Below are 24,930 nucleotides of genomic sequence, written 5' to 3'. Positions count from 1 at the left end.
GAAAATGGCTGATGGCAAAATCGTTCAGTGTATCGGCGCTGTGGTGGACGTTGAATTCCCACGTGACGCGATGCCTAAGATTTACGACGCCTTGAAGATGGATGGCTCGGAACTGACGCTGGAAGTACAACAACAGCTGGGTGACGGCGTTGTCCGCACCATTGCGCTGGGTACATCCGACGGTTTGCGCCGCGGCATGACAATCAAGAACACAGGCCAGCCAATCATGGTGCCGACCGGTAAAGCAACACTGGGCCGCATCATGGACGTGCTGGGTAACCCGATCGATGAATGCGGTCCGGTAAGCCACGAAACCACTGCTTCGATCCACCGCAAAGCGCCTGCCTACGACGAACTGTCGCCATCGCAGGAATTGCTGGAAACCGGCATCAAGGTTATCGATCTGGTTTGCCCGTTCGCCAAGGGCGGTAAAGTTGGTCTGTTCGGTGGCGCGGGTGTGGGCAAGACCGTGAACATGATGGAACTGATCAACAACATCGCTAAAGCACACAGCGGTTTGTCGGTGTTTGCCGGTGTCGGTGAGCGTACTCGTGAAGGTAACGACTTCTATCACGAAATGGCTGACGCTAAAGTGGTCGATCTGGAACATCCGGAAAAATCCAAAGTGGCAATGGTCTACGGTCAGATGAATGAACCGCCAGGCAACCGTCTGCGCGTGGCGTTGACCGGCCTGACAATCGCTGAAGGTTTCCGCGACGAAGGTAAAGACGTGCTGTTCTTCGTCGATAACATCTACCGTTACACACTGGCCGGTACTGAAGTTTCGGCGCTGCTGGGCCGTATGCCTTCCGCCGTGGGTTACCAGCCTACACTGGCTTCAGAAATGGGCCAGCTGCAAGAGCGTATTACGTCGACCAAGACCGGTTCGATCACCTCGATTCAGGCCGTCTACGTTCCTGCGGATGACTTGACCGACCCGTCGCCTGCAACTACGTTTGCTCACTTGGACTCCACCGTTGTGTTGTCGCGTGATATCGCCTCGCTGGGTATCTACCCTGCGGTTGATCCACTCGATTCGACCTCGCGTCAGCTGGATCCGCAAGTGGTTGGCCAAGAGCACTACGAAACTGCCCGCGCAGTGCAAGGTATCTTGCAACGCTACAAAGAATTGCGCGACATTATCGCGATTCTGGGCATGGACGAACTGGCGCCGGAAGACAAGTTGCTGGTAGCGCGTGCACGTAAGATGCAACGTTTCCTGTCGCAGCCTTTCCACGTTGCTGAAGTGTTTACCGGTTCGCCAGGTAAATACGTTTCGCTGAAGGACACGATCAAGGGCTTCAAGATGATCGCCAGCGGCGAACTCGATCACCTGCCGGAACAAGCGTTCTACATGGTCGGCACGATCGAAGAAGCAATTGAAAAGGCCAAGAAAATCGGCTAAAGCAAGTTTCGCCGCGTCATCCCCGCGTTCGCGGGAATGACACAGTGGCGCTTGCCGATGGTTGATTTGATGGACAACAAAGGGTTTAAGATGGCAAACACTATTCACGTAGACGTTGTTTCCGCGGAAGAGCTGATCTTCTCCGGCGAAGCCGAATTCGTCGCGTTGCCGGGTGAATCGGGCGAGCTGGGGATTTATCCTCGTCATACCCCGCTGATCACGCGCATCAAGCCGGGTGCTGTACGGATCAAGGTGGCAGGCCAGGCGCAGGACGAGTTTGTGTTCGTTGCCGGTGGTCTGCTGGAAGTGCAGCCGGATAACGTTACCGTTCTGGCCGACACCGCAATCCGCGGCGCCGATCTGGACGAAGCGAAGGCAAGCGAAGCCAAGCGTCGCGCCGAAGAAGCGTTGAGCAATAAAGAATCCCTGATCGATTATGCAAAAGCACAGTCCGAGTTGTCGGCAGCTATTGCACAACTGGCAGCGATTCAGAAATTGCGTCAAAAAGGACGTTGATTTGGCAATTCGCCGGTAGTTTGGGTGGCAATAAGAAAAAGCAGCTTCGGCTGCTTTTTTGCTATCTGAGCCGCTTATCTTTGTGATTTGTTATCGTTTTTTTAATGACGCAGCCGCTGTTCTTCCACTAAGATGCTTTAGCCCTCACGCATCGGTGCGTGTATCTATAGCTGGCCACAGCTACATAACGGAGGAAACAGATGAAAATCCGGCTACTGCATTTTCTGGCCATCGCTCTGCTCGCAATCGGCCTGTGCGCCTGCGACAAACCTGGCGACACGCCGCCCACTCCCAAAGTCTATAAGGTCGGCATGAATGCAGCGTTTGCGCCGTTCGGTTCGATCGACACCAATGGCAAGATCGTTGGGTTTGACGCCGACATCATGCAAGCGGCGGCAGACCAGGCTGGAATCAAGATCGTCTGGGTGAATACGCCGTGGGAAGGGATTTTTTCCACCCTGGCCAACGCCGACATCGACATCATCGCTTCCGGCGTCACGATCACTGACGAGCGCAAGCAAAGCATGATTTTCTCCGATCCGTATTTCGAGGCCAAGCAAGTGATTCTGGTGGCGCCCGGTAGAAACATCAGCAGCCCGGACGATCTGAAACAGGCGAACCGGGTTGGCGTCACCGCCGGCACCAGCGCCGACACCATCATGCAGAAATTGCTGGGTAAGAACAGCAGCGCCCTGGTGCGTTTCGAAAGCCTGCCGTTGCTGCTGAACGAAGTGGATAACGGCGGTGTGGACGCCGCGGTGGGAGACAATGGCGCGGTGGCGAATCATTTCAAATTCAACAAGGACAAAGGCTTCAAGCTGATCGAAAGCGATAAGTTTGAAAAAGAGTACTACGGCATCGCTGTGCGGCCTGGCGACACTGCCTTGCTGGCCAAGATCAACAGCGCTCTGAAAGTCCTGCACGATAACGGCAGCTACGACAAGATTTACGCCAGCTACTTTGCCAAGTAGCCCGCGTTTTGTGCGGCTGGGGCAGGGCGGTGAGCAGCCTGCCCTGAGCCCGCTGGCAGGAAATCAGGTTCTCGCGGTAAGATCACGCAAAGCTCCGCAAGCAGGCTTCTCCTTACGCTGACAGGTCGATCACCTAACCATGCCAAACACATCCGCTACCGCATTTGCCACAGCATCTGCAAACACTCATAACGCTGCCAACCCCATCATCGCTATCGTCGGCTTATCCACTAAACCGGAGCGGCCGAGCTACGGCGTGGCCCGCTACATGCAGGAACGCGGCTATCGGATCATCCCGGTCAATCCAATGCATGTAGGCGCTCACATCCTCGGCGAGCCTTGCTACGCCAACCTGTACGATGCGGCGAAAGCGCTGGCTATGGACAATCAGAAAATCGATATCGTCGATTGTTTTCGCAAGGCAGAGGATATTCCACCTATCGTCGGCGAGGCGATCATGATCGGCGCCCGCTGCATCTGGATGCAGCTCGGTATCGTTAACGAAGCAGCTGCCGCCAAGGCGCGTTTCAACGGCATCCAGGTGGAAATGGATAGCTGCATCAAGATTGAGCATGCGCTGGGAAACCTGCACGGGATTTTGTAAGCATCGCGTTAAACGGAGAGAGAGTAATGAAAGCATGCAAGCAATTCCGCGCCGGCAAGCAAACCAGGATCAAGGACGCCGACGCCGCGCAGAAGCCGCTTTCCAGCGGCGACAAGATCAAGGATAAGGAATTGGTGCTGGCGCTGGCGACGCAAATTGCGGCGCAACAGGAGATGCTGTACGCCGGCCGGACTCACAAAGTACTGGTGGTGTTGCAGGGCATCGACACCAGTGGCAAGGACGGCACGGTAAAAGATGTGTTTAACGTCATCAATCCGCAAGGCGTCCAGATAGCCAATTTCAAAGCCCCTACCGACATCGAGCGGGCCCACGATTATTTATGGCGGGTGCATCAACTGGTGCCGCAGCAGGGCGATATCATGGTCTTCAACCGCAGTCACTACGAAGACGTATTGATAACGCGAGTGCACGACTGGATCGATGAGGCCGAATGCGAGCGCCGCTACGCCCAGATTCGCGATTTCGAAAGAATGCTGGCGGAAACCGGCACCGTCATCATCAAGTGCCTGTTGCATATTTCGAAAGACGAGCAGCGCGAACGCTTGCAGGAGCGCATCGACGACCCGGGCAAGCATTGGAAATTCGATATGCAGGACCTGGAAGAGCGTAAAAGCTGGGATAAATATCAGGAACTGTTTGGCAAGGCGATCCAGGCGACCGACGCCGACCATGCGCCCTGGTATGTGATCCCGGCCAATTCTAAGACCCATCGCAACCTGGCGGTTGCCAGCATCCTGCTGGAAACCCTGGTCGATCTGAAACTGAAACCGCCGCCGGCCAAACCAGAATTAAAAGGCTTGAAGATCGAATGAATCGAAGGCCAGTAACCACTATAATTGTTTGCCGTTGAGAAAAATCATATAAGAGGCTGTTGCAAACACAGATGGCTAGGCGCGCAGACGAAGACAGTACGAGTAGTACGGCTAGGAGGCGCAACAACGCCAGCTGTGTTTGCAACAGCCTCTAAACGGTTTGGTCCAAGAAGATAGCAATAATCAAGGAGACATGAAGTGCGCCGCTGGTTGCCGGAACTGATTGCATTACCGCTCTTGCCATGGCTGATCATACAAGGCCGTCGCACGCGCCGCTTTACACCACGCCTGCCCGAAGCAATGGGGCCGACCATCGGCCAGGCTCAGATTGCCAGCGCCACCGAGCCGCCGCAACGGCCGCTGGCTCTGCTGACCATCGGCGAATCGCCGGTTGCCGGGGTCGGCGTCGCCACCCATTACGAGGCGATTACCGGCCAGTTTGCCGCAGCGCTGGCGATGCGCCTGCAGCGCACCGTGACCTGGCAGGCGGTGGGTGAAAACGGCGCTACCCTGAGCACCGCGCTCAAGACCATGCTGCCGCAAGTGGCCTCGCAAAAGGTGGACATCGTGCTGATCGCTTTCGGCGTCAACGACACTACCGCGTTTCGCTCCTGTCGCCGCTATCGGGCCGAGCTGCTGCAACTGATGCGTGACCTGCAAGCGCATCTGGCGCCGCGCCTGATCGTGATTTCCGGGATTCCGCCGATCCACGCCTTCCCGGCGCTGCCGGAGCCGTTGCGCTATGTACTCGGCCTGAAAGCCAAGGCGCTGGACCAGACCGTGGAAGAGTTGATTGCCACTCTGCCCGCCGACCTGAACCATCTGCGCGTAACGCGGGTGCCGATCCTGATCGATATCAACGACCATGACCTGATGGCTTCCGATGGCTTTCATCCGTCGGCCAGCGGTGTTTCCCTATGGGCGCGCCAGCTGGCGACCGCTGTCGCCGCGCATCTGAAATCGATCAAGAAGAACAAGCTGGCGCAGCAGTCGGCCAGCAAGCAGGGCTGATGGCTAGTCGATAGTTTCTATTGAAGCCACCGCTTATTTTAGCCATTGCTCATTTCAGCCACTGCTCATTTCAGCCACTGATTAAACACCCGGTCATAGTCGCCGCTGGCTTTCAACTGATGCATCCAGGTATCGACGAATTCCTTGAACGGCACGTCGCCGCGCGGCAGCATGAAGGCTTTTTCCGAGAATTGCAGCGGTTGTTCGGGGCGAATCGAGCACAACTGCGGATGCAGCTTCGCCTGCCACAGGGTTTCGCTGGCGTCAGTCACCATCACATCCGCTTTGCCCTGCACGATCTGCTCGAAGATGGTGACGTTATCCGGATACAGGATCAGTTGCGCCTGCTTGTAGTTGGCGCGGGCGAAACGCTCGTTGGTGCCGCCCGGGTTGACGATGGCGCGGGTAGCCGGCTGGTCGATCGCCGCCAGCGACTGGTATTTTGCGGCATCGGCGCAACGCGCAATCGCGGCTTTGCCATCCACCATGTGCGCTGCTGAAAACGAGACTTTCTTTTGCCGTTCCAGCGTCACCGAAACACCACCCATCGCGATATCGCATTTCTCCAGGAAATCGCTGGTCAGGTTGGTCCAGCTGGTTTTGACAAAACGCGCTTCGACCCCGAGCGCCTTGGCCAGCGACCGGGCCAGATCGACATCGATGCCCTCGAAACTATTGTCGCTCTTGAAAAAAGTAAACGGCTTGTAATCGCCGGTCATGCAAACGCGCAGATTGCCGGATTTGATGATGTCATCCAGCCGCGATGGCGCCATCTGGGCGGAGACCGGGCTGGTTGCCGCGCTGAGCGCTAACGCGAAAGCAAAAATAAATTTCTTCATGGGTTCTCCTTGGTAGCGATGGTTAAGTCTGGATGGGGACGACATTCATTTCCAATGCGCTTTTATGATCGCCGCCAGCTTGTCGAAAGCCGGCGCTATCTGCTCATTCGGTACGCAGGCATAACCCAGCAGCAAGCCCTGGCGCGCGGTCTCGGCATTCATGAAATAACGTGACAGCGGCCGCGCCACAATCCCCACCGCACGCGCCGCGCGGCTGATTTGCAGATCGTCGCATTGCGCCGGCAGGCCTAGCGCCAGATGCAGGCCGGCCTCGCCGCCGGTGAGCGTGATGCGGTCGCCGAAATGGCGTTCGATGGCAGCTTGCAGCAGGTGCAAGCGCTCGGCATACAAAACCCGCATGCGCCGGATATGCGAAGCAAAATGGCCTTCGGTCATAAAGTCGGCCATGATCGCCTGCATGAACACCTGGCTGCCGCGATACAGCTCGGAAACGCCGATCGCAAATGCGCTCGCCAGCGATTCCGGCACCACCATGAAACCGATGCGCAGGCTGGGGAACATGGTTTTGCTGAAGGTGCCCATGTACAGCACGCGGTCGTCGGTATCCATGCCTTGCAGAGACGCCAGCGGCCGGCTGCCATAACGGAATTCGCTATCGTAATCGTCTTCGATGATCCAGACTTTGCGGGTCGCCGCATACTCCAGCAACATGCGCCGCCGCGACAGGCTCATCACCATGCCCAGCGGATATTGGTGGGATGGCGTGGCGCAGATAAAGCGCGGCGGCTGGCGCAGGTTGGCCAGCCGCATGCGCATGCCTTCGGCGTCGACCGGGATCGCCACCGGCTTGATGCCAAGCGAGTTGAGAACGCTGCGGGTGCCCCAGTAACACGGATCTTCGACCCAGGCGCTATCGCCATGTTCCCCCAGCAGTTTGACGACGATATCCAGCGATTGATGGATGCCGGTGGTAATGATTACCTGGCTGGCGTTGCAGTTGACTGAACGCGCGATGCGCAAATATTCGGCGATTGCCTCACGCAGCGGCAGATAGCCGCCGGCCTCGCCATAGGTCAGCAGATCGGCGCGCGAACGGCGCCAATGTTTGTTTTGCAGGCGGCTCCAGATTTTGTTCGGGAATAGCGTCACGTCCGGCACTCCCGGCATGAATGCACCCCATTGCAAATCGCTGACGCCTGCCTGCTGGATCAGTTGCGCGCCGTGGGCCGACAGTTCCGACTGGCCGCTGGGATCGGTCAGCGGTGGCGTGTTCAGGCGCACTTCTGGAATCTGGTCAGGGGTGGTGTCGGCGATGAAGGTGCCGGAGCCGGCGCGGGTTTCCAGATAACCTTCGGCAATCAGCTGCTCGTAAGCATAGGTCACCGTATTGCGCGAGATGCCCAGTTCGCGCGCCAGATCGCGTGACGACGGCAATTGCCAGGCGGACGGCAGCAACTGCGAAAGGATGGCTTCGCGGATTGCCTGGTAAATTTGCCGATTGAGCGGCATGCCTGTGCCATCGGCGCCACGCTCGATGCGCATCAGCAAAAAATCGGTGAGCGAGGCGATGCGCAAAGTGGCTCCATTAGAAAACTGAAAGTGGCACTATATTATAGATCCAGCCCGGCCTTAGTATGCATCAAAGCTTGTACATAAAACGCATAACGCATCCAGGAGCCAGCATGAAAAACGACGGATACCACGCAGCCGCGGCCGCAGCCGGAGCTACAACAACCGCAACTTCAAACCCGAACTCAAACACCAACGCTGCACTGCATCAACGCAAAAATGCCGCCACCCCGCGCGGTGTCGGCGTCATGTGCGATTTCTACGCCTCGCACGCACTCAACGCTGAAATCTGGGATGTGGAAAACCGCCGCTTCATCGATTTCGCCGCCGGCATCGCCGTCTTGAACACCGGTCATCGCCATCCAAAGTTGGTAGCGGCGATCCAGGAGCAACTCGGCAAATTCACCCATACCGCCTATCAGATCGTGCCTTACGCCAGTTATGTCGAACTGGCCGAGCGCATCAACGCTATCACGCCAGGCGATCATGCCAAAAAAACCACCTTCTTTTCGACCGGCGCCGAAGCAGTAGAAAACGCCGTCAAGATCGCTCGCGCCGCCACCGGCCGCAGCGCCGTGATCGCGTTTTCCGGCGCCTTCCACGGCCGTACCATGATGGGCATGGCGCTGACCGGCAAAGTGGTGCCGTACAAAGTCGGTTTCGGTCCGTTCCCGGCCGAGGTTTACCACGTGCCGTTTCCGATTGAACTGCACGGCGTCAGCGTGGAAAGTTCGCTGGCTGCGTTGCAAACCTTGTTCAAGGCCGACGTCGATCCCAAGCGTGTGGCCGCCATCATCCTCGAACCGGTGCAAGGCGAGGGCGGTTTCTATGCTGCGCCGCCGGCGTTGATGCAGGCGCTGCGCGCATTGTGCGACGAGCATGGCATCTTGCTGGTGGTGGATGAAGTGCAAACCGGTTTTGCCCGTACCGGCAAATTGTTCGCGGTGGAACATTCCGGCGTGATTCCAGACCTGATGACCATGGCCAAGAGCCTGGCTGGCGGCATGCCTTTGTCGGCGGTCTGCGGCCGCGCCGAGATCATGGATGCAGCGGCGCCCGGCGGCCTGGGCGGCACTTACGCCGGCAATCCGTTGGCGGTGGCTTCGGCGCTGGCGGTGCTGGATGTGATCGAAGAAGAGAAACTGGTCGAGCGCGCCAATCTGCTTGGCGCCAAGCTGAAGCAGGTACTGGAAGGACTGCGCGCAGAGATCCCGCAGATCGCCGATATCCGCGGCCTGGGGGCGATGGTGGCGGTGGAATTCCTGCAGCCAAGCACGCGCCAGCCGGACCCCGAGTTTACCAAGAAGGTACAGACCGAGGCCCTCAAAAACGGCTTGCTGTTGTTGAGCTGTGGGGTCTACAGTAATGCGATCCGCTTCTTGTTTCCGCTGACCATAGAGGATAACTTGATGGATGAAGCATTGGCCATTCTGAGTGCCGCGATGCGTACCGTTGCCGCCGCTTGAAGCTTGTCGGGAGAATAAGTTGAAGCAAGAAAATATCGCCACCCACCTGCCCCTGGTTTCCAAGGAAGTTGCCGAAAAGCCAGGTACAGCGGATATCCTGGTGCAGTTTTCCGGGGTCAAGAAAACCTACGACGGCGAGAATCTGGTCGTCAAGAACCTGAACCTGGATATCCAGCGCGGCGAATTCCTGACCTTGCTGGGACCATCCGGCTCCGGCAAGACCACCTGTCTGATGATGCTGGCCGGATTCGAGTTTCCAACCGGTGGTGAAATCCGGCTGGATGGCCAGCTGCTCAACAAAGTGCCGCCGCATAAACGCAACATCGGCATGGTGTTTCAAAACTATGCCCTGTTCCCGCACATGACCGTGGCGCAGAACGTGGCCTATCCACTGCGGGTGCGCAATATCAGTGGCAGCGAACGCGCCGAGAAGGTGAAAAAAGCGCTGGACATGGTGCAGATGGGCAAGTTCGGCGATCGTTATCCAGCCCAGCTTTCCGGCGGCCAGCAACAGCGGATCGCCCTGGCGCGGGCGCTGGTATTCGATCCCAAGCTGGTGCTGATGGATGAGCCGCTGGGGGCGCTCGACAAACAGTTGCGCGAACACATGCAACTGGAATTGAAAGCCTTGCACAAGCGTCTCGGCGTGACGTTTGTCTACGTTACCCACGATCAAAGCGAAGCGCTGACCATGTCGGACCGGGTTGCCGTCTTCGACCAGGGCATCATCCAGCAGTTGGCGGTGGTCGATCGTCTGTACGAATATCCGGAAAATCAATTCGTTGCCGGCTTTATCGGCGATAACAATCGCTTCAATGGCGTGCTAGCGGCCACCGAAGGCGGCAGCGCCACCGTGCGCTTGCCGCATGGCGGTTTGCTGAGCGGCCTCAACGCCAACCAGGCTAGCGTCGATCAGCAGGTGGTGGCTTGCATCCGGCCGGAACGGATTCATTTGCTGCCGCTGGCCGATGCGCCAGAAAGCGCCTTGCGCGTCAGCGTCAGCAGCCTGATTTATTTTGGCGATCACGTGCGCGTGCGTTGCACGATTCCGCAACAAGACGATTGTTTCGTCAAACTTTCCTTGAACGATCCGGCGCTGGCCGGATTATATGAAGGCACCCAGGTCGCATTGGACATAGATCCCAAGCACCTGCGCATATTTATTTAGCGCCAACTGACAATTTCTGTAATTGTTTTTCAATCCTCGAGGAGATGTGATGAAGTCGATATTCAAACCTGTTCTTACCAGCATTGTATTGTCGCTGGCCGCAGTCGGCATGGCCCAGGCGGCAGCCTTGACGGTGGTCAATTTCGGCGGCGCCAACGGCGCGGCGCAGAAAGTTGCCTACATCGATCCGTTTGCCAAGGCTAGCGGCGACAAGATCACGGTGGTCGAATTCAATGGCGAGCTGGCCAAGGTCAAAGCCATGGTCGAAGCCAAGAAAGTCAGCTGGGATGTAGTGGAAGTGGACGCTGGCGATATCGGCCGTGCCTGCGAAGAAGGCTTGCTGGAAAAAATCGACTTCAGCAAGATCGGCAACAAGGCCGATTTCAGCCCTGCAGCAATCCATGAATGTGGCGTCGGCGCTTTTGTCTGGTCGACCGTGCTGGCCTATGACGCCGACAAACTGAAAGTTGCGCCGAAGACCTGGGCCGATTTCTGGGACACCAAGAAATTCCCCGGCAAGCGCGCCATGAAGAAGGGCGCCGAATACACGCTGGAATTCGCGCTGATGGCGGATGGCGTGGCGCCGAAAGATGTCTACAAATTGCTCGGCACTAAAGCCGGCGTTGATCGCGCTTTCAAGAAGCTGGATGAACTGAAGCCGAATATCCAATGGTGGGAAGCCGGCGCGCAACCGCCGCAATTCCTGGTGGCCGGCGATGTCGTGATGTCGACCGCATTCAACGGTCGTATCGACGCTGCGCAACGGGAAGGCAAGAACCTGAAAGTGAGCTGGATCGGCAGCATCTACACGCTTGATTTCTGGGTGATTCCAAAGGGCACGCCGAACAAGGCCGACGCCGAGAAATTCATTGCCTTCGCCAGCAAGCCTGACTCGCAAAAAGCTTACGCCAGCAATATCGCTTACGGTCCGGTGAACAACCAGGCGCTCAAGCTGCTGGATCCGAAGGTACTGGCTAATCTGCCGACCTCGCCGACTAATGCCAAGGATGCCTTGCAACTGAGCTTGTCGTTTTGGACCGATCACGGTGAAGAACTGGAGCAGCGTTTCACTGCCTGGGCCGCCAAGTAAGAAGACCGGTATGGCCGCAAGCCGCATTCGTTTTTCGTTTGTCCGTGGCTTGCGGCAGTTCTTTGCAATTCACTATTTAGCATACCCGGATCACCATGACTTCTATTGCATCTGCCGGCGTCGGTTCTGTCATGACGCCGCCTGCATCACCGCAGAATTCCCAGCTCAAGCGCGAATTGCGCCAGGCACAATTTCGTAAGCGCGCCGCCGCGCTGGCATTGATCGCGCCGCTGGCGATTTTCCTGCTGCTGACCTTTCTGGTACCGATTGCCATGCTGCTCAAGCGTGCTGTCGAAAACCCGGAAATCGCCACTACGCTGCCGCATACCGTGGCCGCATTAAGCAACTGGGATCGCAAGAGCGCGCCGCCGGACGCCGCCTACGCCGGGCTGGCAAGCGATTTGCTGCAAGCCAAGGCAGACAGCTCAGCCGGTTCGCTGGCGCGCCGCCTCAATTCGGAAATCTCCGGCGCCCGCTCGATCATCATGAAAACCTCGCGTGCCTTGCCGCTGCTGGATGCCGACGGCAAGCCGCTGCCGGCGACGCAGATCAAACAAGCGCTGATTGATCTCGATGAACAATGGGGCCAGCTGCCGTACTGGCAAGTGATCGCCAAGAACGGTGCGCCGTATTCCCCGTATTACCTGCTGGCGGCGCTGGATCTGAAGCAGGATGCCTTCGGCCATATCGAAAAAGCCGAGGCCAGCGCCTCGGTGTATCAAAAGATTTTCGGCCGCACTTTCTGGATCGGCCTGGTTGCTACCCTGGCTTGCCTGGTGCTCGGTTATCCGCTGGCGTACTGGCTGTCGACCATGTCGGAACGGCGCGCCAACCTGTTCATGATCCTGGTGCTGATTCCATTCTGGACTTCGATCCTGGTGCGGGTCGCGGCCTGGATTGTATTGCTGCAATCGGAAGGCCTGGTCAACAAGGCCCTGATGGTGAGCGGCCTGACCCAGGCGCCGCTGGAATTGCTGTTCAACCGCATCGGCGTGTATATCGCCATGACCCACATCCTGCTGCCGTTCATGATCCTGCCTTTGTATAGCGTGATGAAAGCGATTCCGCCGACCTATCTGCGCGCTGCGGTGTCGCTTGGCAGCCATCCGTTCGCCGCCTTCTGGCGCGTGTATGTGCCGCAGACTTATCCGGGCATCGGCGCCGGCGGTTTGCTAGTGTTTATTCTGGCAGTCGGCTATTACATTACGCCAGCCTTGCTGGGCGGGCCGAATGAGCAGATGGTGAGTTACTACATCGCCTATTTCACCAATGTCACCATCAACTGGGGCATGGCTTGCGCGCTGGGTGCTCTGTTGTTTGCTGCGACGCTGGTGTTGTATGGCGTGTATCGTCGCTTCACCAAAAACGACGTGGCCATGGGATAAGAAAATGAAGATATTTCCGCAATTTCCCCCCTATGTTTCTTTGACCGAACGCGTCTGGTTTTTCTTTTCGCGTGGCTTCAATCTGCTGGTGCTGCTGTTCCTGCTGCTGCCGATCCTGGTCATCATTCCACTGTCGTTCAGCGACAGCACTTTTCTGGTGTATCCGATCCACGGTTTTTCGATGCGCTGGTATCAGAACCTTGTGCATTCGCAGGAATGGGTCAGCGCCGCGAAAAATAGCTTCATCGTGGCGCCGTTGGCGACTGTGCTGGCGACCATACTTGGCACCTTGGCGGCAGTCGGCTTGAACAAGGCGGATTTCCACGGCAAGGGTTTGCTGATGGCGGTGCTGATCTCGCCGATGGTGGTGCCGGTGGTGGTGGTCGGCGTCGGCGTTTATCTGTTCTTCGCGCAGATCGGTTTGTCCGATAGTTATACCGGCCTGATCCTGGCGCATGCGGCGCTCGGTGCGCCGTTCGTGGTGACGACGGTGTTGGCGACGTTGCAGGGCTTCAACCAGAACCTGGTGCGCGCCAGTCTCAGTCTGGGCGCCAATCCGCTTTCTACTTTTTTCCGGATTACCTTGCCGGTGATTGCGCCGGGTTTGATTTCCGGCGCCTTGTTCGCCTTCGCGACCTCGTTCGACGATGTGGTGGTAACCTTGTTTGTCGCCGGCCCCGGACAAGCCACTCTGCCACGGCAGATGTTTACCGGCATCAAGGAAAACATCAGCCCGACGATTGCCGCGCTGGCCACCATCCTGATCGTGTTTTCGACCTGCCTGCTGCTGGTGCTGGAATGGATACGCGGGCGCAACAAGGCGCTCGCCAAGTATTAGTGCAGTACTTCGCAAATAATGAAACTTCATAAACGGCGTCTTTTTGCGCCAGGCGTCGTTGCAAATCCTCGCGATAGCCCCACTATCGCTCCGGTTTGCGCCTAGCCTGACACAAAAATCCACCATTTCTGAAGCTCCATTACTTACGAAGCACTACACTCGCAAGCAACCACTTTTCAGCACGCATATCGCAAGCGGATATGCGTGCCTTCAACGTTCATAGGAGTTCTCCCCATGATGCAATTAAAAGATCCCTCATTGTTCCGTCAGCAAGCCTATGTCAATGGCGAATGGTGCGACGCCGATAATGGCGGCACGCATCCCGTGACTAATCCGGCGACCGGTGAAACCATCGGCAGCGTACCGTTGATGGGCGCTGCCGAGACCAAACGCGCGATTGCCGCCGCCAACGACGCCTGGCGCCAATGGCGGCGCAAGACCGCCAAGGAACGCAGCATCATCCTGCGCAAATGGAATGATCTGATGCTAGCCAATCTCGACGATCTGGCGCTGATCATGACCGTCGAACAAGGCAAGCCGCTGGCTGAAGCCAAGGGTGAAATCGCCTACGCCGCATCCTTCATAGAATGGTTTGCAGAAGAGGGCAAGCGCGCCGGCGGCGACACCATTCCATCGCCCTCGCCGAGTTCGCGGATCGTGGTGGTGAAAGAGCCGATCGGGGTTTGCGCGGCGATCACACCGTGGAATTTCCCGGCCGCAATGATCACCCGCAAGGCCGGCCCGGCGCTGGCCGCCGGCTGCACCATGGTGCTCAAGCCGGCCGAAGCGACGCCGTTTTCTGCGCTGGCCCTGGCGGTACTGGCCGAGCGTGCCGGCATCCCAGCCGGCGTGTTCAGCGTGGTAACCGGTTCCGCGCGCGACATCGGCGCCGAGATGACCAGCAACCCGATCGTGCGCAAGCTGACCTTCACCGGCTCCACCGGCGTTGGCCGCCTGCTGATGGAGCAATGCGCCGCCACCATCAAGAAACTGTCGCTGGAATTGGGCGGCAACGCGCCGTTCATCGTGTTTGAAGACGCCGATCTGGATGCCGCCGTGGATGGCGCGATGGCGTCCAAATATCGCAACGCCGGGCAAACTTGCGTCTGCGCCAACCGCCTGTATGTGCAGGACGGCATTTACGATGCTTTCGCCGAAAAACTGGTGGCCGCAGTGGCTAAGCTGAAAGTTGGCAACGGTCAGCAAGAGGGCGTGACACAAGGCCCGCTGATCGATCAGAAAGCGGTCGCCAAAGTCGAACAGCATATCGCCGACGCGGTAGAAAAAGGTGCGCGCATTCTGGCCGGCGGCAAACGCCATGCGCTCGGCCAGAGTTTCTTCGAACCGACCGTACTGGCCGATGTGACTTCCGACATGATGGTGGCGCGCGAAGAGACCTTTGGCCCGATGGCGCCCTTGTTCCGCTTCAAGACCGACGATGAAGTACTGGCGCTGGCCAACGATACCGAATTCGGTCTTGCCAGTTATTTCTACTCGCGCGATATCGGCCGTATCTGGCGTGTCGCCGAGGGTTTGGAAAGCGGCATGGTCGGCATCAACACCGGCATCATTTCGAACGAAGTGGCGCCGTTCGGCGGCGTCAAGCAATCCGGCCTGGGGCGTGAAGGATCGAAGTATGGGATTGAGGATTACCAGGTGATCAAATACCTGTGCATGGGCGGGATTTGATGTTTCCGGCGACCCGGTTCAAATTCGTGTGACACCCATCCGCACTATGCCGTGCCTGGAAGGCACGGCGTTTCGCTAAAATCCAACACTTTCCCTACTGCTTGCCACATTTTCCTCTCGAAATCTGGTAGCGCTAACACAAATAAATCGCCGTTGATATAATGTTGCTTCGCACCATGCCCCCGGTGCGCGCCTCTGACCGCCACGCTGTTTAACGTTGTTGCTTAAACTCCCCGGCGGTTTTTCATTTCCGGATGATCATCATGCTGTCTTTGCCCCTGTTTGCCCTTGCTGTTGCCGCTTTCGGCATCGGTACGACGGAATTCGTCATCATGGGCTTGCTGCCCGATGTCGCGCGCGATCTGGGGGTGACCATCCCGGCGGCGGGGATGCTGGTGACCGGTTATGCGCTGGGCGTGACGATAGGCGCGCCGATCGTCGCCATCGCGACCGCCAACATGCCGCGCCGGACGGCGCTGCTGAGCCTGATCGGCCTGTTTATCATCGGCAATGTGCTGTGCGCCTTGTCGCCGAATTACACTGTGCTGATGTTGGCGCGGGTAGTGACGGCGTTTTGTCATGGCGCGTTTTTCGGCATCGGCTCGGTGGTTGCGGCTGGCCTGGTGGCGCCGAACCGGCGGGCGCAGGCGATTGCTCTAATGTTTGCCGGTCTGACCCTGGCCAATGTGCTGGGCGTGCCGTTTGGCACTGCGCTGGGGCAACAACTGGGCTGGCGCTCGACATTTTGGGCGGTGACGGTGATCGGGGTGCTGGCGGCGATCGCGCTCGCGCTGTGGCTGCCGAAGAAAATCGAGATGCAAAAGACCAGCCTGTTGCAAGAGTTTGGCGTGCTCAAGGATAGGCAGGTATTGATGGTGCTGGCGATCAGCGCGCTGGCGTCGGCCAGCCTGTTTTCGGTATTCACCTACATCACGCCGATTCTGGAAGACGTCACCGGGCTGACGCCGCATGCCGTAACGCTGGTGTTGCTGGTGTTCGGCCTGGGCCTGACGGTGGGCAGCGCGCTCGGCGGCAAACTGGCCGACTGGCGTTTGCTGCCGTCGCTGATCGCTTTCCTGGTGGCGCTGGCGATAATCCTGACGGTATTTACCCTGACCATGCGCACCCCGCTGCCGGCCGTCATCACGATTTTCATCTGGGGCGTGCTGGCTTTTGCGATTGTGCCGCCGTTGCAGATGCTGGTGGTGGAACGCGCCAGTGCGGCGCCGAACCTGGCTTCGACCCTGAACCAGGGCGCCTTTAATCTCGGCAATGCGGGCGGCGCCTGGTTTGGCGGCATGGCAATCAGCGCCGGCTTTCAGCTGACCACCTTGCCATATGTCGGCGTAGTGGTAGTGGCGGCGGCGCTAGGCTTGACCTTGTGGTCGGCGGCTATCGAACGGAATAACGATCTGGCGCTGACGCCGAGTGAATAAGGGCGCAAGGGCGACGCATGGCCGTTTTTACCAGCGTTTTTTTCCTAGGATTTTTTCGCCCAGCTCGCTTAGCTGCGCCATCGGGTAGCGGTTTTTTTCCCATTCGCGCGGATCGCCGGGGAAGGCATAACTATCCGGCGGCGTCCGCTGCCGCCAGCTCTCCACCCGCCAATCGCGCAGTTCTGCCTGTTCCTCGCGCGCTGGCGTAAAGGCGATGTACTGCGCCAGCCGGACTTGATCGGCCGAGGTGTTGGGCTTGATGCCGTGCGCCAGCAAACTATTGAAGATCAACAGATCGCCAGCTTGCATCGGGATGAAGCGCGGCTGCCACGGCAATGATTCCAGATCGGGACGCCAGGGATTGCGATCCTTCGCTGCACATTTGCGCCATTCGGCGAAGTGTTGGAACAGTTCCGGGATGCATTGGAAACCGCCGCCTTCCGGCGTCGTGTCGGATAGCGCCAGCACGCCTTGGACATTCACCGGCAGCGGCTCCAGTGTAGTGTCGGCGTCCCAGTGGATAAAGCCGCCGAATCGTCTGGCGCCCTGGTTCGGCGTGTTCAGGTTGGCGCGGTCTATGGTCACCCACAGGTCCTGGCGATCCCAGATGTCGACGAAGGCGTCGACGATGCGCGGCGTCTGGCGGTTATCCCAGAAGGTCTGGTGATGATAGGCCTCGACCATGCCGGAACCGTTCAACTCCTTCATTTCGTGATCGCGCAGTTGCGCGCGGTTCCAGGTTTCGGGCGCGTTGCGGTCCAGTTCCTGGAATTCCCACAGGAAATCGACGGTGCGTTGCACCTGCGCGGCGCTGACCGCTTGTTTGACGATGACATAACCATAGCTTTGCCAGTGATGGAAATCGGCAGCTGACAATACCCGCAGCGGCAGGGCTTTTTGTATGTCGCGCAGTTGTTCCTGATCGGGGTAGAGCACAGACGGATTGCTAAGAAGTTGCTTGGCGGCGGCGTAAGCTTGGTTCATAAAGTCTCCGGGTGGGTTTTGTCGGCAAGGATTACAACGCAATTCTCTGCCGCCAGCCGTCACTCGATTTCGCCGCAACTGCCGCTTATTGATACTATTCTGATGTAACTATCCATTTGAAGGTCAGAATGCGACCGCAATACGAACACCTCACCCTCTCTCCCGGGCATTCCTGGCAACTGCTGTGGCGCGAGTTGCCCGAGCTGCCGTTTCTCTGGCATTACCACCCCGAGTTCGAGCTGACCCTGACCTTGAACGCGCGTGGCCAACGTTATGTCGGCGACCATCTGGCGGATTTTTCGGATGGCGATCTGGTATTGCTGGGGCCGAACCTGCCGCATACCTGGTCGGCCAGCGAACGCCTGGCGCCCGAACGGCAGATGCTGGCGGTGGTGGTCTGGTTTTCTCGCGATTGGCTGATCCAGTTGCAAACCAGCTTGCCGGAACTGGCCGGCCTGCTGCAACTGGGCAAGCGGGCTGACAGGGGATTGCAGTTTTCTGCTGAGGCAGCCACCCGCGTCAGACCCTTGATGCTGCGCATGGAGAAACTGGCGCCGGCACAACGCTTGCCGATATTACTGGAATTGTTGTTGCTGTTGGCGCAAGACGAACTGGCGCAGCCGCTGGCCTCGGTGGCTTCTGCTGCGATCGTGTTGGATACGCAGCGCCAGCGCATGGGGCGGGTGCTGGACTATATGCACGCCCATTTCCAGTCGGCGCTGCCGGTGGAGTTGCTGGCCGAGCGCGCTGCATTGTCGGTGGGCGCTTTCCATCGTTTTTTCAAACGCCACACGCAGTTGACGGTGACGGCTTACCTGGCCCAGTTGCGGATCGGCAGCGCCTGCCAGCAATTGATCCAGACCGACAAGGCGATCGGCGTGATCGCCCAGGAATCAGGCTATCGCAACCTGACCCATTTCAACCGGCAATTCCGTGCGGCCAAGGGTGTCAGCCCGCGCGAGTTCAAACAGAGATATAGATAATATCTAGCTGAATCCGAGTGTTGGCGCTCACTTAAACTGCAACTGATCCGGCGCCATTGTTTAACGCCGCGGCACGCCGGGCAACACACACAGCATCTCATACGCCAGATTGGCGCCCAGCAAGGCGGTGGTGCCAACCGGATCGTAAGGCGGCGACACTTCGACCAGATCGGCGCCGACCAGGTCCAGGCCCCAGGCGCCGCGGATGATCTCCAGCGCCTGCGGCACGGTCAGGCCGGCGATTTCCGGCGTGCCGGTGCCGGGCGCATAGGCCGGATCGATGCCGTCGATGTCGAAACTCAGGTAGACCGGGCCGCCGGCCACGCGGGCGCGCACTTCTTCCATCAGCGGCGCCAGCGATTTGTTCCAGCAGTCTTCCACCTGCACCACCTTGAAACCCTGGTCGCGGCACCAGTCGAAATCTTCTGCGGTGTAGCCGGTGCCGCGCAAACCGATCTGCACCACGCGCTGGCAATCCAGCAGGCCTTCTTCCACCGCCCGCCGGAAGGGCGTGCCGTGGGCAATTTTTTCGCCGAACATGGTGTCGTTGACATCGGCATGGGCGTCGACATGGATCAGGCCGATCTTGCCGTATTTGCGATGCAGCGCGCGCAGGATCGGCAGGGCGATGGTGTGATCGCCGCCCAGCGTAATCGGGCGGCAACCGGAGGCGACGATGCTGTCGTAGGCGGTTTCAATCAGCTTGATCGAATCCAGCAGGTTGTAGGGATTGATCGCGACGTCGCCGAGGTCGGCAATCCGCAACGCATCGAAAGGGGCGGCGCGGGTCGCCATGTTGTAAGGCCGCAGCAGCACCGATTCGGTACGGATCTGGCGCGGCCCGAAGCGTGTGCCGGAGCGATTCGAGGTGCCGAGATCGAACGGGACGCCGACGAAACAGGCGTCCAGTTCAGCGCTGCTGTTCACGTGCGGCAAGCGCATCATGGTGGCAATGCCGCCGAAACGCGGCATGTCGTTGCCGCCAAGCGGTTGATAAAGTGGGGTGTCCGACATGGTCGTCTCCGGTAGGGGGAAGGGTTTATGTTTTCTAGATATCCATCACTCTAGCGGCAAATTACATTATAAAAAATGCGCGCAATGCAACGCTTACATTGATACGAATAGATGTATTATCGATCCGACCCGATGCGTCCTTTACCCTTATCCGATGCTATATGCTCCAACGGTTATCCGATCTTGATCTGCGTCTGATCCGCGTCTTCCTGTCGGTGCTGGACGCCGGCGGTATTTCCGCTGCGCAGACGGCCCTGAATGTCAGCCAGTCCACCATCAGCACGCAACTGGCGACGCTGGAGACGCGGCTGGGATTTCGTCTGTGCGAGCGCGGCCGGGCCGGGTTCCGGCTGACTCCGCGCGGTGAGCAATTTGCCCAGGCCAGCCGCCAGTTGCTGGAGAACATCGATCACTTTTGCCTGGATGCGCGCCAGATCGGCCGCAAGCTGGTCGGACAATTGCATCTGGGCCTTATCGGCCATGCCGCCATGAGCGCCAATGCGCGCCTGAGCCAGGCCATCGCCCGCTTTCGGGCGCGTGACGAGGCAGTCATGCTGTCGCTGGCGGTGCTGGCTCCGGGCCAACTGGAAGAGGAGGTGATCAATGGCCGTCTCGATCTTGGCATCGGTTATTTCTGGCATCGCTTGCCGAATCTGGAATATCTGCCCCTGTATTCGGAACATCAGGTGGCCTATTGCGCCGCCGCTCATCCATTGTTTAGCCAGGCCGGAAAATTGACGGCCGCAGCTTTGGCGCAGCATGACTGGGTCTGGCGCAGCTATCCGTTGCCAGAGGCCGACAGCGCCGGCGGCGTATTCACGCCGACGCGGGTGACGGCGCTGGCCGACAACATGGAGGCGGTCGCGGTCCTGATCCTGTCGGGACAACATCTTGGCTTCCTGCCGCAACACTTTGCCGCCCCCTTGGTGCAGCAAGGATTGCTGGCGGCCCTCAATCCGGCCTTACTCTCCTATGAAGTGGCATTGCAGATGGTAGTGCGCCGCCAATCCAGCCGGGGTGAAGTCCTGCAGGCGTTTCTGGACGATCTGCTTGCGGTGCATCGGGACGCGGCGTGATGTCGACCACATAGCGACCATATACCTGCCATACAATCAACCGATGCCGCGGCCGCCGGTTTGGATGAGATAATGCAGTGTTATCACATGCATTCAGATTGCCTCTTATGTCACAATTCGCCCCGCTCAAGAACGATACCTTCCTGCGCGCACTGCTGCGCCAGCCAACTGAATACACGCCTCTGTGGCTGATGCGTCAGGCCGGCCGCTATCTACCGGAATATCGGAAGACCCGCAGCCGCGCCGGATCTTTCATGGGGCTGGCGACCAATCCGGACTACGCCACCGAAGTCACGCTGCAGCCGCTCGACCGTTTCCCTCTGGATGCCGCGATCCTGTTTTCCGACATCCTCACCGTGCCGGACGCCATGGGGCTGGGCCTGTATTTCGCCGACGGCGAAGGCCCCAAGTTCCAACGCCCGCTGCGCAATGAAAAAGACGTGATGGCGCTGCAAAGCCCCGATCTGGCCAAGCTGGACTACGTGTTCAAGGCCGTCACGCAAATTCGCACTGAACTGAACGGCCGCGTGCCGCTGATCGGTTTTGCCGGCAGCCCGTGGACCTTGGCTTGTTACATGGTTGAGGGCGAAGGTTCGCGTGAGTTTCATACCGTCAAAACCATGTTGTACAACCGCCCGGACCTGATGCACCACGTGCTCAGCACCAATGCGGTGGCGGTGGCGGCTTACCTGAATGCGCAAATCGACGCCGGCGCCCAAGCCGTCATGATTTTCGATTCATGGGGCGGCGCGCTGGCGGACGGCGCTTACCAGGAGTTTTCGCTGGACTATATGCGCCAGGTCGTGTCCCAGCTGAAGCGCGAGAAGGATGGCGTGCCGATTCCTGCGATTGTGTTTACCAAAGGCGGCGGCTTGTGGCTGGAACAGATTGCCGACATCGGCGCCGACGCCGTCGGCCTCGACTGGACCGTCAATCTGAGCGAGGCGCGTGCGCGCGTCGGTCAGCGCGTCGCCTTGCAGGGCAATCTTGACCCCGCCGTGCTGTTTGCCAATCCGGAACAGATCCGTAGCGAAGTCGGGCGTTTGCTGAACGCATACGGCGCACCTCAAGCCGGCAGCGGCCACGTGTTCAACCTGGGCCACGGCATTTCGCAATTCACGCCGCCGGAGTCGGTTGCGGAGATGGTTGAAGCGGTCCATGAAATCAGCCGTAAATTGCGTGGATAGAAGCTTGTCGACGGCTTTGCCGTAACCTCCGATGGCTGCTTTTTGGTGAGGAATGTTGTTACATGGTGTCACACATAACACATTCGTAAGCAATCCGGGTTGTGGCGTGCGCTAGTTATGCACAAAATAAATCTGCTGCACCACGGCAATTATTTATAACTATATTTATTATTTTCGACTTGATAGTGTTTTGTAAGTAATTGATTTATAACGATTTATTTTCTGCTTTTTGTTTGGGCAGTTTATTGAAACCCGCATCAAATATGAGCCTGCAGCCTGTCAAGAGCAGGTTACCCACAAAGTTATCCACAGACATTGTGGATAATTTGAAAAGCGCTTATGAAACCGATGCTTAGGGCACTTCCTCATGTTTTACTTTAAGTAGATTCTTAGGAATCAGGATTTGTCCTTGGTTTTTTGCAGTTGACATCGGGCTAATTTTTCCGATCCGAAACTTGGTGAGCTGTAAAAAAAAGCGACATAGTGGTGCGCGCCCATGAACTTGAATGTGGATCTGATTGTTACCCACTAGTTGCTTTCTTATGCTTTGTTTTGGGGCATTCCGAATTTAGTTATGCACATAACGGTGTTTCCGCAAGGCTATTTTTTGAGAATGGGAAAATTTTTCCTTGCTCTGAATGTGCAACTTAAGTCTTTGATTGTAAATGATATTTTTATTAATGTCGGTTTGGGCAAAAAGCTTAAATGCGGCGCAAACAGGCGCTTTCACGTCGTTTACGCAACCTTGTCCACAAAGTTATCCACAGATATTGTGGATATTTTTTTGAAAGCACTTATGAAACCGATAGTTAGCTTATTTCCTCGGGAATTACATTAAGTTCGTGAAACAAAGCATTCTCCAAATCGTCCTCGACACCCCCTTGGATAGCAGCTTCGACTATCGCTGGCAGGCCAGCGACGACGGCGAAGCCATGCCGCAAATCGGGCAACTGGTTCAACTTTCCTTTGGTCGACGCGAAGTGGTCGGTTTGATTGTCGGCATCAGCGCCGAGAGTGAGGTTCCGGCTGAAAAATTAAAAAATGTGCAAGCAGTGCGCCATCAGTTGCCGCCGCTGTCGGCGCAATGGCTCGCCTTGTGCCGGTTTGCCGCCGACTACTATCAAAGGCCACTGGGCGAAGTGGCGTTGCCCGGCTTGCCGAAAAACCTGCGTGCTCTGACCACCGTGGCATTGGATCGCGGTTTGAAGAAATTGCAGCAGAGCGGTGTCGCGCACGACGCTACGCCGATCAATGTGGCGCAACTGAACCCGGCGCAGCAGCAGGCGGCCGACGCCATCGCCGGCGCCACCGGCTTTGCGCCGACGCTGCTGTACGGCGTCACCGGCAGCGGCAAGACCGAGGTCTATCTGCAGGCGGCGGCGCAAATCCTGGCGCATAGCGGGAATGGCGTGGATAACCCGTCGCAAATCCTGATCCTGGTGCCGGAAATCAATCTGACGCCACAGTTGGAGGGAAACATCCGCGCCCGTTTCCCCGGCGTGACAGTGGCAACCTTGCATAGCGGACTGGCGGAAGGCGAGCGCATGCGCCACTGGCTGGCGGCGCATTTGGGGCAGGCACGGATTATCCTCGGCACCCGGCTGGCGGTGCTGGCATCCTTGCCGCATCTCAAGCTGATCGTCATCGACGAGGAGCACGATCCGTCCTACAAGCAGCAAGAGGGCCTGCGTTATTCGGCGCGCGATCTGGCGGTCTGGCGCGCCCATCAACTGGGGATTCCGATTGTGCTGGGTTCGGCCACGCCGTCGTTGGAAACCTGGCATCACGCGCAATCCGGACGTTACAAGAAACTCGAACTGCGCGAGCGGGCGGTCAAGGATGCGGTATTGCCGCTGGTGCGCCGGATCGACATGGAGCGCGACAAACCCAGCGAGGGACTAACCTCGATTCTGGTCAGCGCACTCAAGAAAAGACTGGAGCGCGGCGAGCAATCCTTGCTGTTTCTGAACCGGCGCGGTTATGCGCCGGTGATCGCCTGCGATGCTTGCGGCTGGATCAGCAATTGCACGCGTTGCACCTCCTTCATGGTGTTGCACAAACCCGAACATCGCCTGCGTTGCCATCATTGCAGCCTGGAGTTGAGGATTCCGAAATCCTGTCCGACCTGCGGCAACGTCGATCTGCAGCCGCTGGGACGCGGCACGCAACGCTTGGAAGAGGGTTTGCAAGCGATGTTTCCCGAGGCACGGGTGTTGCGCATCGATGCTGATTCGACCCGTCGCAAGGGTAGTGCGCAAGTGGCTTTCGATAGCGTGCACAACGGCGAAGTCGATATCCTGATCGGCACCCAGATGGTCGCCAAAGGGCACGATTTCAAAAACCTGACGCTGGTCGGCATCCTGAATCCTGATACAGCCCTGTTTTCCCATGACTACCGCGCCAGCGAGCGTTTGTTTGCGCAATTGATGCAGGTAGCGGGACGCGCCGGCCGCGCTGCGCAAAAAGAGGGGGGCAGTGCTAGCGAGGTGCTGATCCAGACGCGTTATCCGCAGCATCCGCTGTATGCGGCAGTGATCGCCCACGATTACGATCACTTCGCCACTTCCTTGCTGGAGGAGCGCGCGCAGGCTTGCCTGCCGCCCTACATCTATCAAGCCTTGCTCAGGGCTGAGGCGAAAGAGCTGGAAACCGCGATCGAGTTCTTGCAACAGGCAGCCAACTGCATCGAGCACGACGGCATCACCATGCATGACCCGATTCCGATGACCATGACCCGGGTTGCCAATGTCGATCGGGCGCAATTGCTGATCGAGTGCCCGTCGCGTCCCGGTTTGCAGGCTTTCCTGACTGACTGGATGGCTCAGTTGCGGCAGCTGAAGACGCGCGCGAAATGGTCGCTGGAAGTGGATCCGGTCGATATCTGATGCGGTTTTGCGTCTTGCGC

21 protein-coding genes are annotated in these 24,930 nt (G+C 58.2%); 17 read left to right on the top strand and 4 right to left on the bottom strand.

The features are described 5' to 3' along the window. The first annotated feature begins 4 nt into the window (after positions 1-4). The 6 genes from atpD (at position 5) to VNZ60_RS21065 (ending at position 5,340) form a co-directional block, all read left to right on the top strand. Entirely contained in the window at positions 5-1,405 is a 1,401-nt protein-coding gene (gene atpD / locus VNZ60_RS21090; RefSeq protein ID WP_092354792.1) for a F0F1 ATP synthase subunit beta, read from the top strand. A gap of 90 nt (positions 1,406-1,495) precedes the next feature. Further along, on the top strand, positions 1,496-1,921 hold the full coding sequence (locus VNZ60_RS21085) for a F0F1 ATP synthase subunit epsilon (RefSeq protein WP_325662670.1): 426 nt from the start codon (positions 1,496-1,498) through the stop codon (positions 1,919-1,921). Positions 1,922-2,121: 200 nt separating this feature from the next. Then, positions 2,122-2,892: a basic amino acid ABC transporter substrate-binding protein gene (locus VNZ60_RS21080; protein WP_325662668.1), complete on the top strand. Its 771-nt coding sequence runs from the start codon at positions 2,122-2,124 to the stop codon at positions 2,890-2,892. 139 nt (positions 2,893-3,031) lie between these two features. Next, a complete protein-coding gene (locus VNZ60_RS21075) occupies positions 3,032-3,496 on the top strand; it encodes a CoA-binding protein (RefSeq protein WP_325662666.1) in 465 nt (154 codons plus the stop codon). Between the two features lie 26 nt (positions 3,497-3,522). Next, on the top strand, positions 3,523-4,329 hold the full coding sequence (locus VNZ60_RS21070) for a PPK2 family polyphosphate kinase (protein ID WP_325662664.1): 807 nt from the start codon (positions 3,523-3,525) through the stop codon (positions 4,327-4,329). A 198-nt stretch (positions 4,330-4,527) separates the two neighbouring features. Further along, positions 4,528-5,340, top strand: coding sequence for an SGNH/GDSL hydrolase family protein (locus VNZ60_RS21065; protein WP_325662663.1), 813 nt, complete (start codon positions 4,528-4,530; stop codon positions 5,338-5,340). A 65-nt stretch (positions 5,341-5,405) separates the two neighbouring features. On the opposite strand, the gene VNZ60_RS21060 is transcribed toward VNZ60_RS21065, so the two are convergent. After that, positions 5,406-6,179, bottom strand: a complete 774-nt coding sequence (locus VNZ60_RS21060; protein ID WP_325662661.1) for a transporter substrate-binding domain-containing protein — start codon at positions 6,177-6,179, stop codon at positions 5,406-5,408. A 45-nt stretch (positions 6,180-6,224) separates the two neighbouring features. Further along, on the bottom strand, positions 6,225-7,715 hold the full coding sequence (gene pdxR, locus VNZ60_RS21055; protein WP_414648933.1) for a MocR-like pyridoxine biosynthesis transcription factor PdxR: 1,491 nt from the start codon (positions 7,713-7,715) through the stop codon (positions 6,225-6,227). A 107-nt stretch (positions 7,716-7,822) separates the two neighbouring features. On the opposite strand from pdxR, the gene gabT reads away from it, so the two are divergent. The 7 genes from gabT to VNZ60_RS21020 all read left to right on the top strand — a co-directional run bounded on the left by gabT (position 7,823) and on the right by VNZ60_RS21020 (position 16,781). Beyond that, positions 7,823-9,175 (top strand): 4-aminobutyrate--2-oxoglutarate transaminase, encoded by a 1,353-nt coding sequence (gene gabT / locus VNZ60_RS21050; RefSeq protein WP_325662659.1) that lies wholly within the window; start codon positions 7,823-7,825, stop codon positions 9,173-9,175. A gap of 46 nt (positions 9,176-9,221) precedes the next feature. Beyond that, positions 9,222-10,343, top strand: coding sequence for an ABC transporter ATP-binding protein (locus VNZ60_RS21045; protein WP_325662674.1), 1,122 nt, complete (start codon positions 9,222-9,224; stop codon positions 10,341-10,343). A gap of 49 nt (positions 10,344-10,392) precedes the next feature. Next, on the top strand, positions 10,393-11,433 hold the full coding sequence (locus tag VNZ60_RS21040; protein ID WP_325662657.1) for an ABC transporter substrate-binding protein: 1,041 nt from the start codon (positions 10,393-10,395) through the stop codon (positions 11,431-11,433). A gap of 95 nt (positions 11,434-11,528) precedes the next feature. Beyond that, on the top strand, positions 11,529-12,818 hold the full coding sequence (locus VNZ60_RS21035) for an ABC transporter permease (protein ID WP_325662655.1): 1,290 nt from the start codon (positions 11,529-11,531) through the stop codon (positions 12,816-12,818). 4 nt (positions 12,819-12,822) lie between these two features. Continuing rightward, positions 12,823-13,656: an ABC transporter permease gene (locus VNZ60_RS21030; protein ID WP_325662654.1), complete on the top strand. Its 834-nt coding sequence runs from the start codon at positions 12,823-12,825 to the stop codon at positions 13,654-13,656. A gap of 234 nt (positions 13,657-13,890) precedes the next feature. Next, entirely contained in the window at positions 13,891-15,345 is a 1,455-nt protein-coding gene (gabD, locus tag VNZ60_RS21025) for an NADP-dependent succinate-semialdehyde dehydrogenase (RefSeq protein WP_325662652.1), read from the top strand. A gap of 266 nt (positions 15,346-15,611) precedes the next feature. Next, on the top strand, positions 15,612-16,781 hold the full coding sequence (locus tag VNZ60_RS21020) for an MFS transporter (protein WP_325662672.1): 1,170 nt from the start codon (positions 15,612-15,614) through the stop codon (positions 16,779-16,781). Between the two features lie 27 nt (positions 16,782-16,808). Here VNZ60_RS21020 and VNZ60_RS21015 read toward each other — a convergent pair whose 3' ends face one another. After that, positions 16,809-17,765: a phytanoyl-CoA dioxygenase family protein gene (locus tag VNZ60_RS21015; RefSeq protein WP_325662650.1), complete on the bottom strand. Its 957-nt coding sequence runs from the start codon at positions 17,763-17,765 to the stop codon at positions 16,809-16,811. 128 nt (positions 17,766-17,893) lie between these two features. Between VNZ60_RS21015 and VNZ60_RS21010 the strand changes: the two genes are divergently transcribed. Further along, positions 17,894-18,748: an AraC family transcriptional regulator gene (locus tag VNZ60_RS21010; RefSeq protein WP_325662648.1), complete on the top strand. Its 855-nt coding sequence runs from the start codon at positions 17,894-17,896 to the stop codon at positions 18,746-18,748. Positions 18,749-18,808: 60 nt separating this feature from the next. Here the strand turns inward: VNZ60_RS21010 and speB are convergent, their stop codons facing one another. After that, on the bottom strand, positions 18,809-19,762 hold the full coding sequence (gene speB / locus VNZ60_RS21005) for an agmatinase (protein ID WP_325662646.1): 954 nt from the start codon (positions 19,760-19,762) through the stop codon (positions 18,809-18,811). A gap of 161 nt (positions 19,763-19,923) precedes the next feature. Here speB and VNZ60_RS21000 point away from each other — a divergent pair, with 161 nt between their 5' ends. From VNZ60_RS21000 to VNZ60_RS20990, 3 genes are all read left to right on the top strand, one after another. Then, positions 19,924-20,838 (top strand): LysR family transcriptional regulator, encoded by a 915-nt coding sequence (locus VNZ60_RS21000; RefSeq protein WP_325662645.1) that lies wholly within the window; start codon positions 19,924-19,926, stop codon positions 20,836-20,838. A gap of 107 nt (positions 20,839-20,945) precedes the next feature. After that, positions 20,946-22,025, top strand: coding sequence for a uroporphyrinogen decarboxylase (gene hemE, locus VNZ60_RS20995; protein WP_325662643.1), 1,080 nt, complete (start codon positions 20,946-20,948; stop codon positions 22,023-22,025). An 842-nt stretch (positions 22,026-22,867) separates the two neighbouring features. Further along, complete coding sequence (locus VNZ60_RS20990) at positions 22,868-24,910, top strand: primosomal protein N' (RefSeq protein WP_325662641.1); 2,043 nt, start codon at positions 22,868-22,870, stop codon at positions 24,908-24,910. Positions 24,911-24,930 lie beyond the last annotated feature (20 nt).

It is taken from the genome of Collimonas sp., assembly GCF_035566375.1.
Classification (GTDB): Bacteria; Pseudomonadota; Gammaproteobacteria; order Burkholderiales; family Burkholderiaceae_D; genus Collimonas.
This window is presented reverse-complemented; position numbering and strand designations above follow the sequence as displayed.

Excerpts from the sequence above, each read along its gene's own strand:
- atpD (WP_092354792.1), top strand. The coding sequence starts at position 5 with ATGGCTGATGGCAAAATCGTTCAGTGTATCGGCGCTGTGGTGGACGTT.
- VNZ60_RS21085 (WP_325662670.1), top strand. The coding sequence starts at position 1,496 with ATGGCAAACACTATTCACGTAGACGTTGTTTCCGCGGAAGAGCTGATC.
- VNZ60_RS21080 (WP_325662668.1), top strand. The coding sequence starts at position 2,122 with ATGAAAATCCGGCTACTGCATTTTCTGGCCATCGCTCTGCTCGCAATC.
- VNZ60_RS21075 (WP_325662666.1), top strand. The coding sequence starts at position 3,032 with ATGCCAAACACATCCGCTACCGCATTTGCCACAGCATCTGCAAACACT.
- VNZ60_RS21070 (WP_325662664.1), top strand. The coding sequence starts at position 3,523 with ATGAAAGCATGCAAGCAATTCCGCGCCGGCAAGCAAACCAGGATCAAG.
- VNZ60_RS21060 (WP_325662661.1), bottom strand. The coding sequence starts at position 6,179 with ATGAAGAAATTTATTTTTGCTTTCGCGTTAGCGCTCAGCGCGGCAACC.
- gabT (WP_325662659.1), top strand. The coding sequence starts at position 7,823 with ATGAAAAACGACGGATACCACGCAGCCGCGGCCGCAGCCGGAGCTACA.
- VNZ60_RS21040 (WP_325662657.1), top strand. The coding sequence starts at position 10,393 with ATGAAGTCGATATTCAAACCTGTTCTTACCAGCATTGTATTGTCGCTG.
- VNZ60_RS21035 (WP_325662655.1), top strand. The coding sequence starts at position 11,529 with ATGACTTCTATTGCATCTGCCGGCGTCGGTTCTGTCATGACGCCGCCT.
- VNZ60_RS21030 (WP_325662654.1), top strand. The coding sequence starts at position 12,823 with ATGAAGATATTTCCGCAATTTCCCCCCTATGTTTCTTTGACCGAACGC.
- gabD (WP_325662652.1), top strand. The coding sequence starts at position 13,891 with ATGATGCAATTAAAAGATCCCTCATTGTTCCGTCAGCAAGCCTATGTC.
- VNZ60_RS21015 (WP_325662650.1), bottom strand. The coding sequence starts at position 17,765 with ATGAACCAAGCTTACGCCGCCGCCAAGCAACTTCTTAGCAATCCGTCT.
- VNZ60_RS21010 (WP_325662648.1), top strand. The coding sequence starts at position 17,894 with ATGCGACCGCAATACGAACACCTCACCCTCTCTCCCGGGCATTCCTGG.
- speB (WP_325662646.1), bottom strand. The coding sequence starts at position 19,762 with ATGTCGGACACCCCACTTTATCAACCGCTTGGCGGCAACGACATGCCG.
- VNZ60_RS21000 (WP_325662645.1), top strand. The coding sequence starts at position 19,924 with ATGCTCCAACGGTTATCCGATCTTGATCTGCGTCTGATCCGCGTCTTC.
- hemE (WP_325662643.1), top strand. The coding sequence starts at position 20,946 with ATGTCACAATTCGCCCCGCTCAAGAACGATACCTTCCTGCGCGCACTG.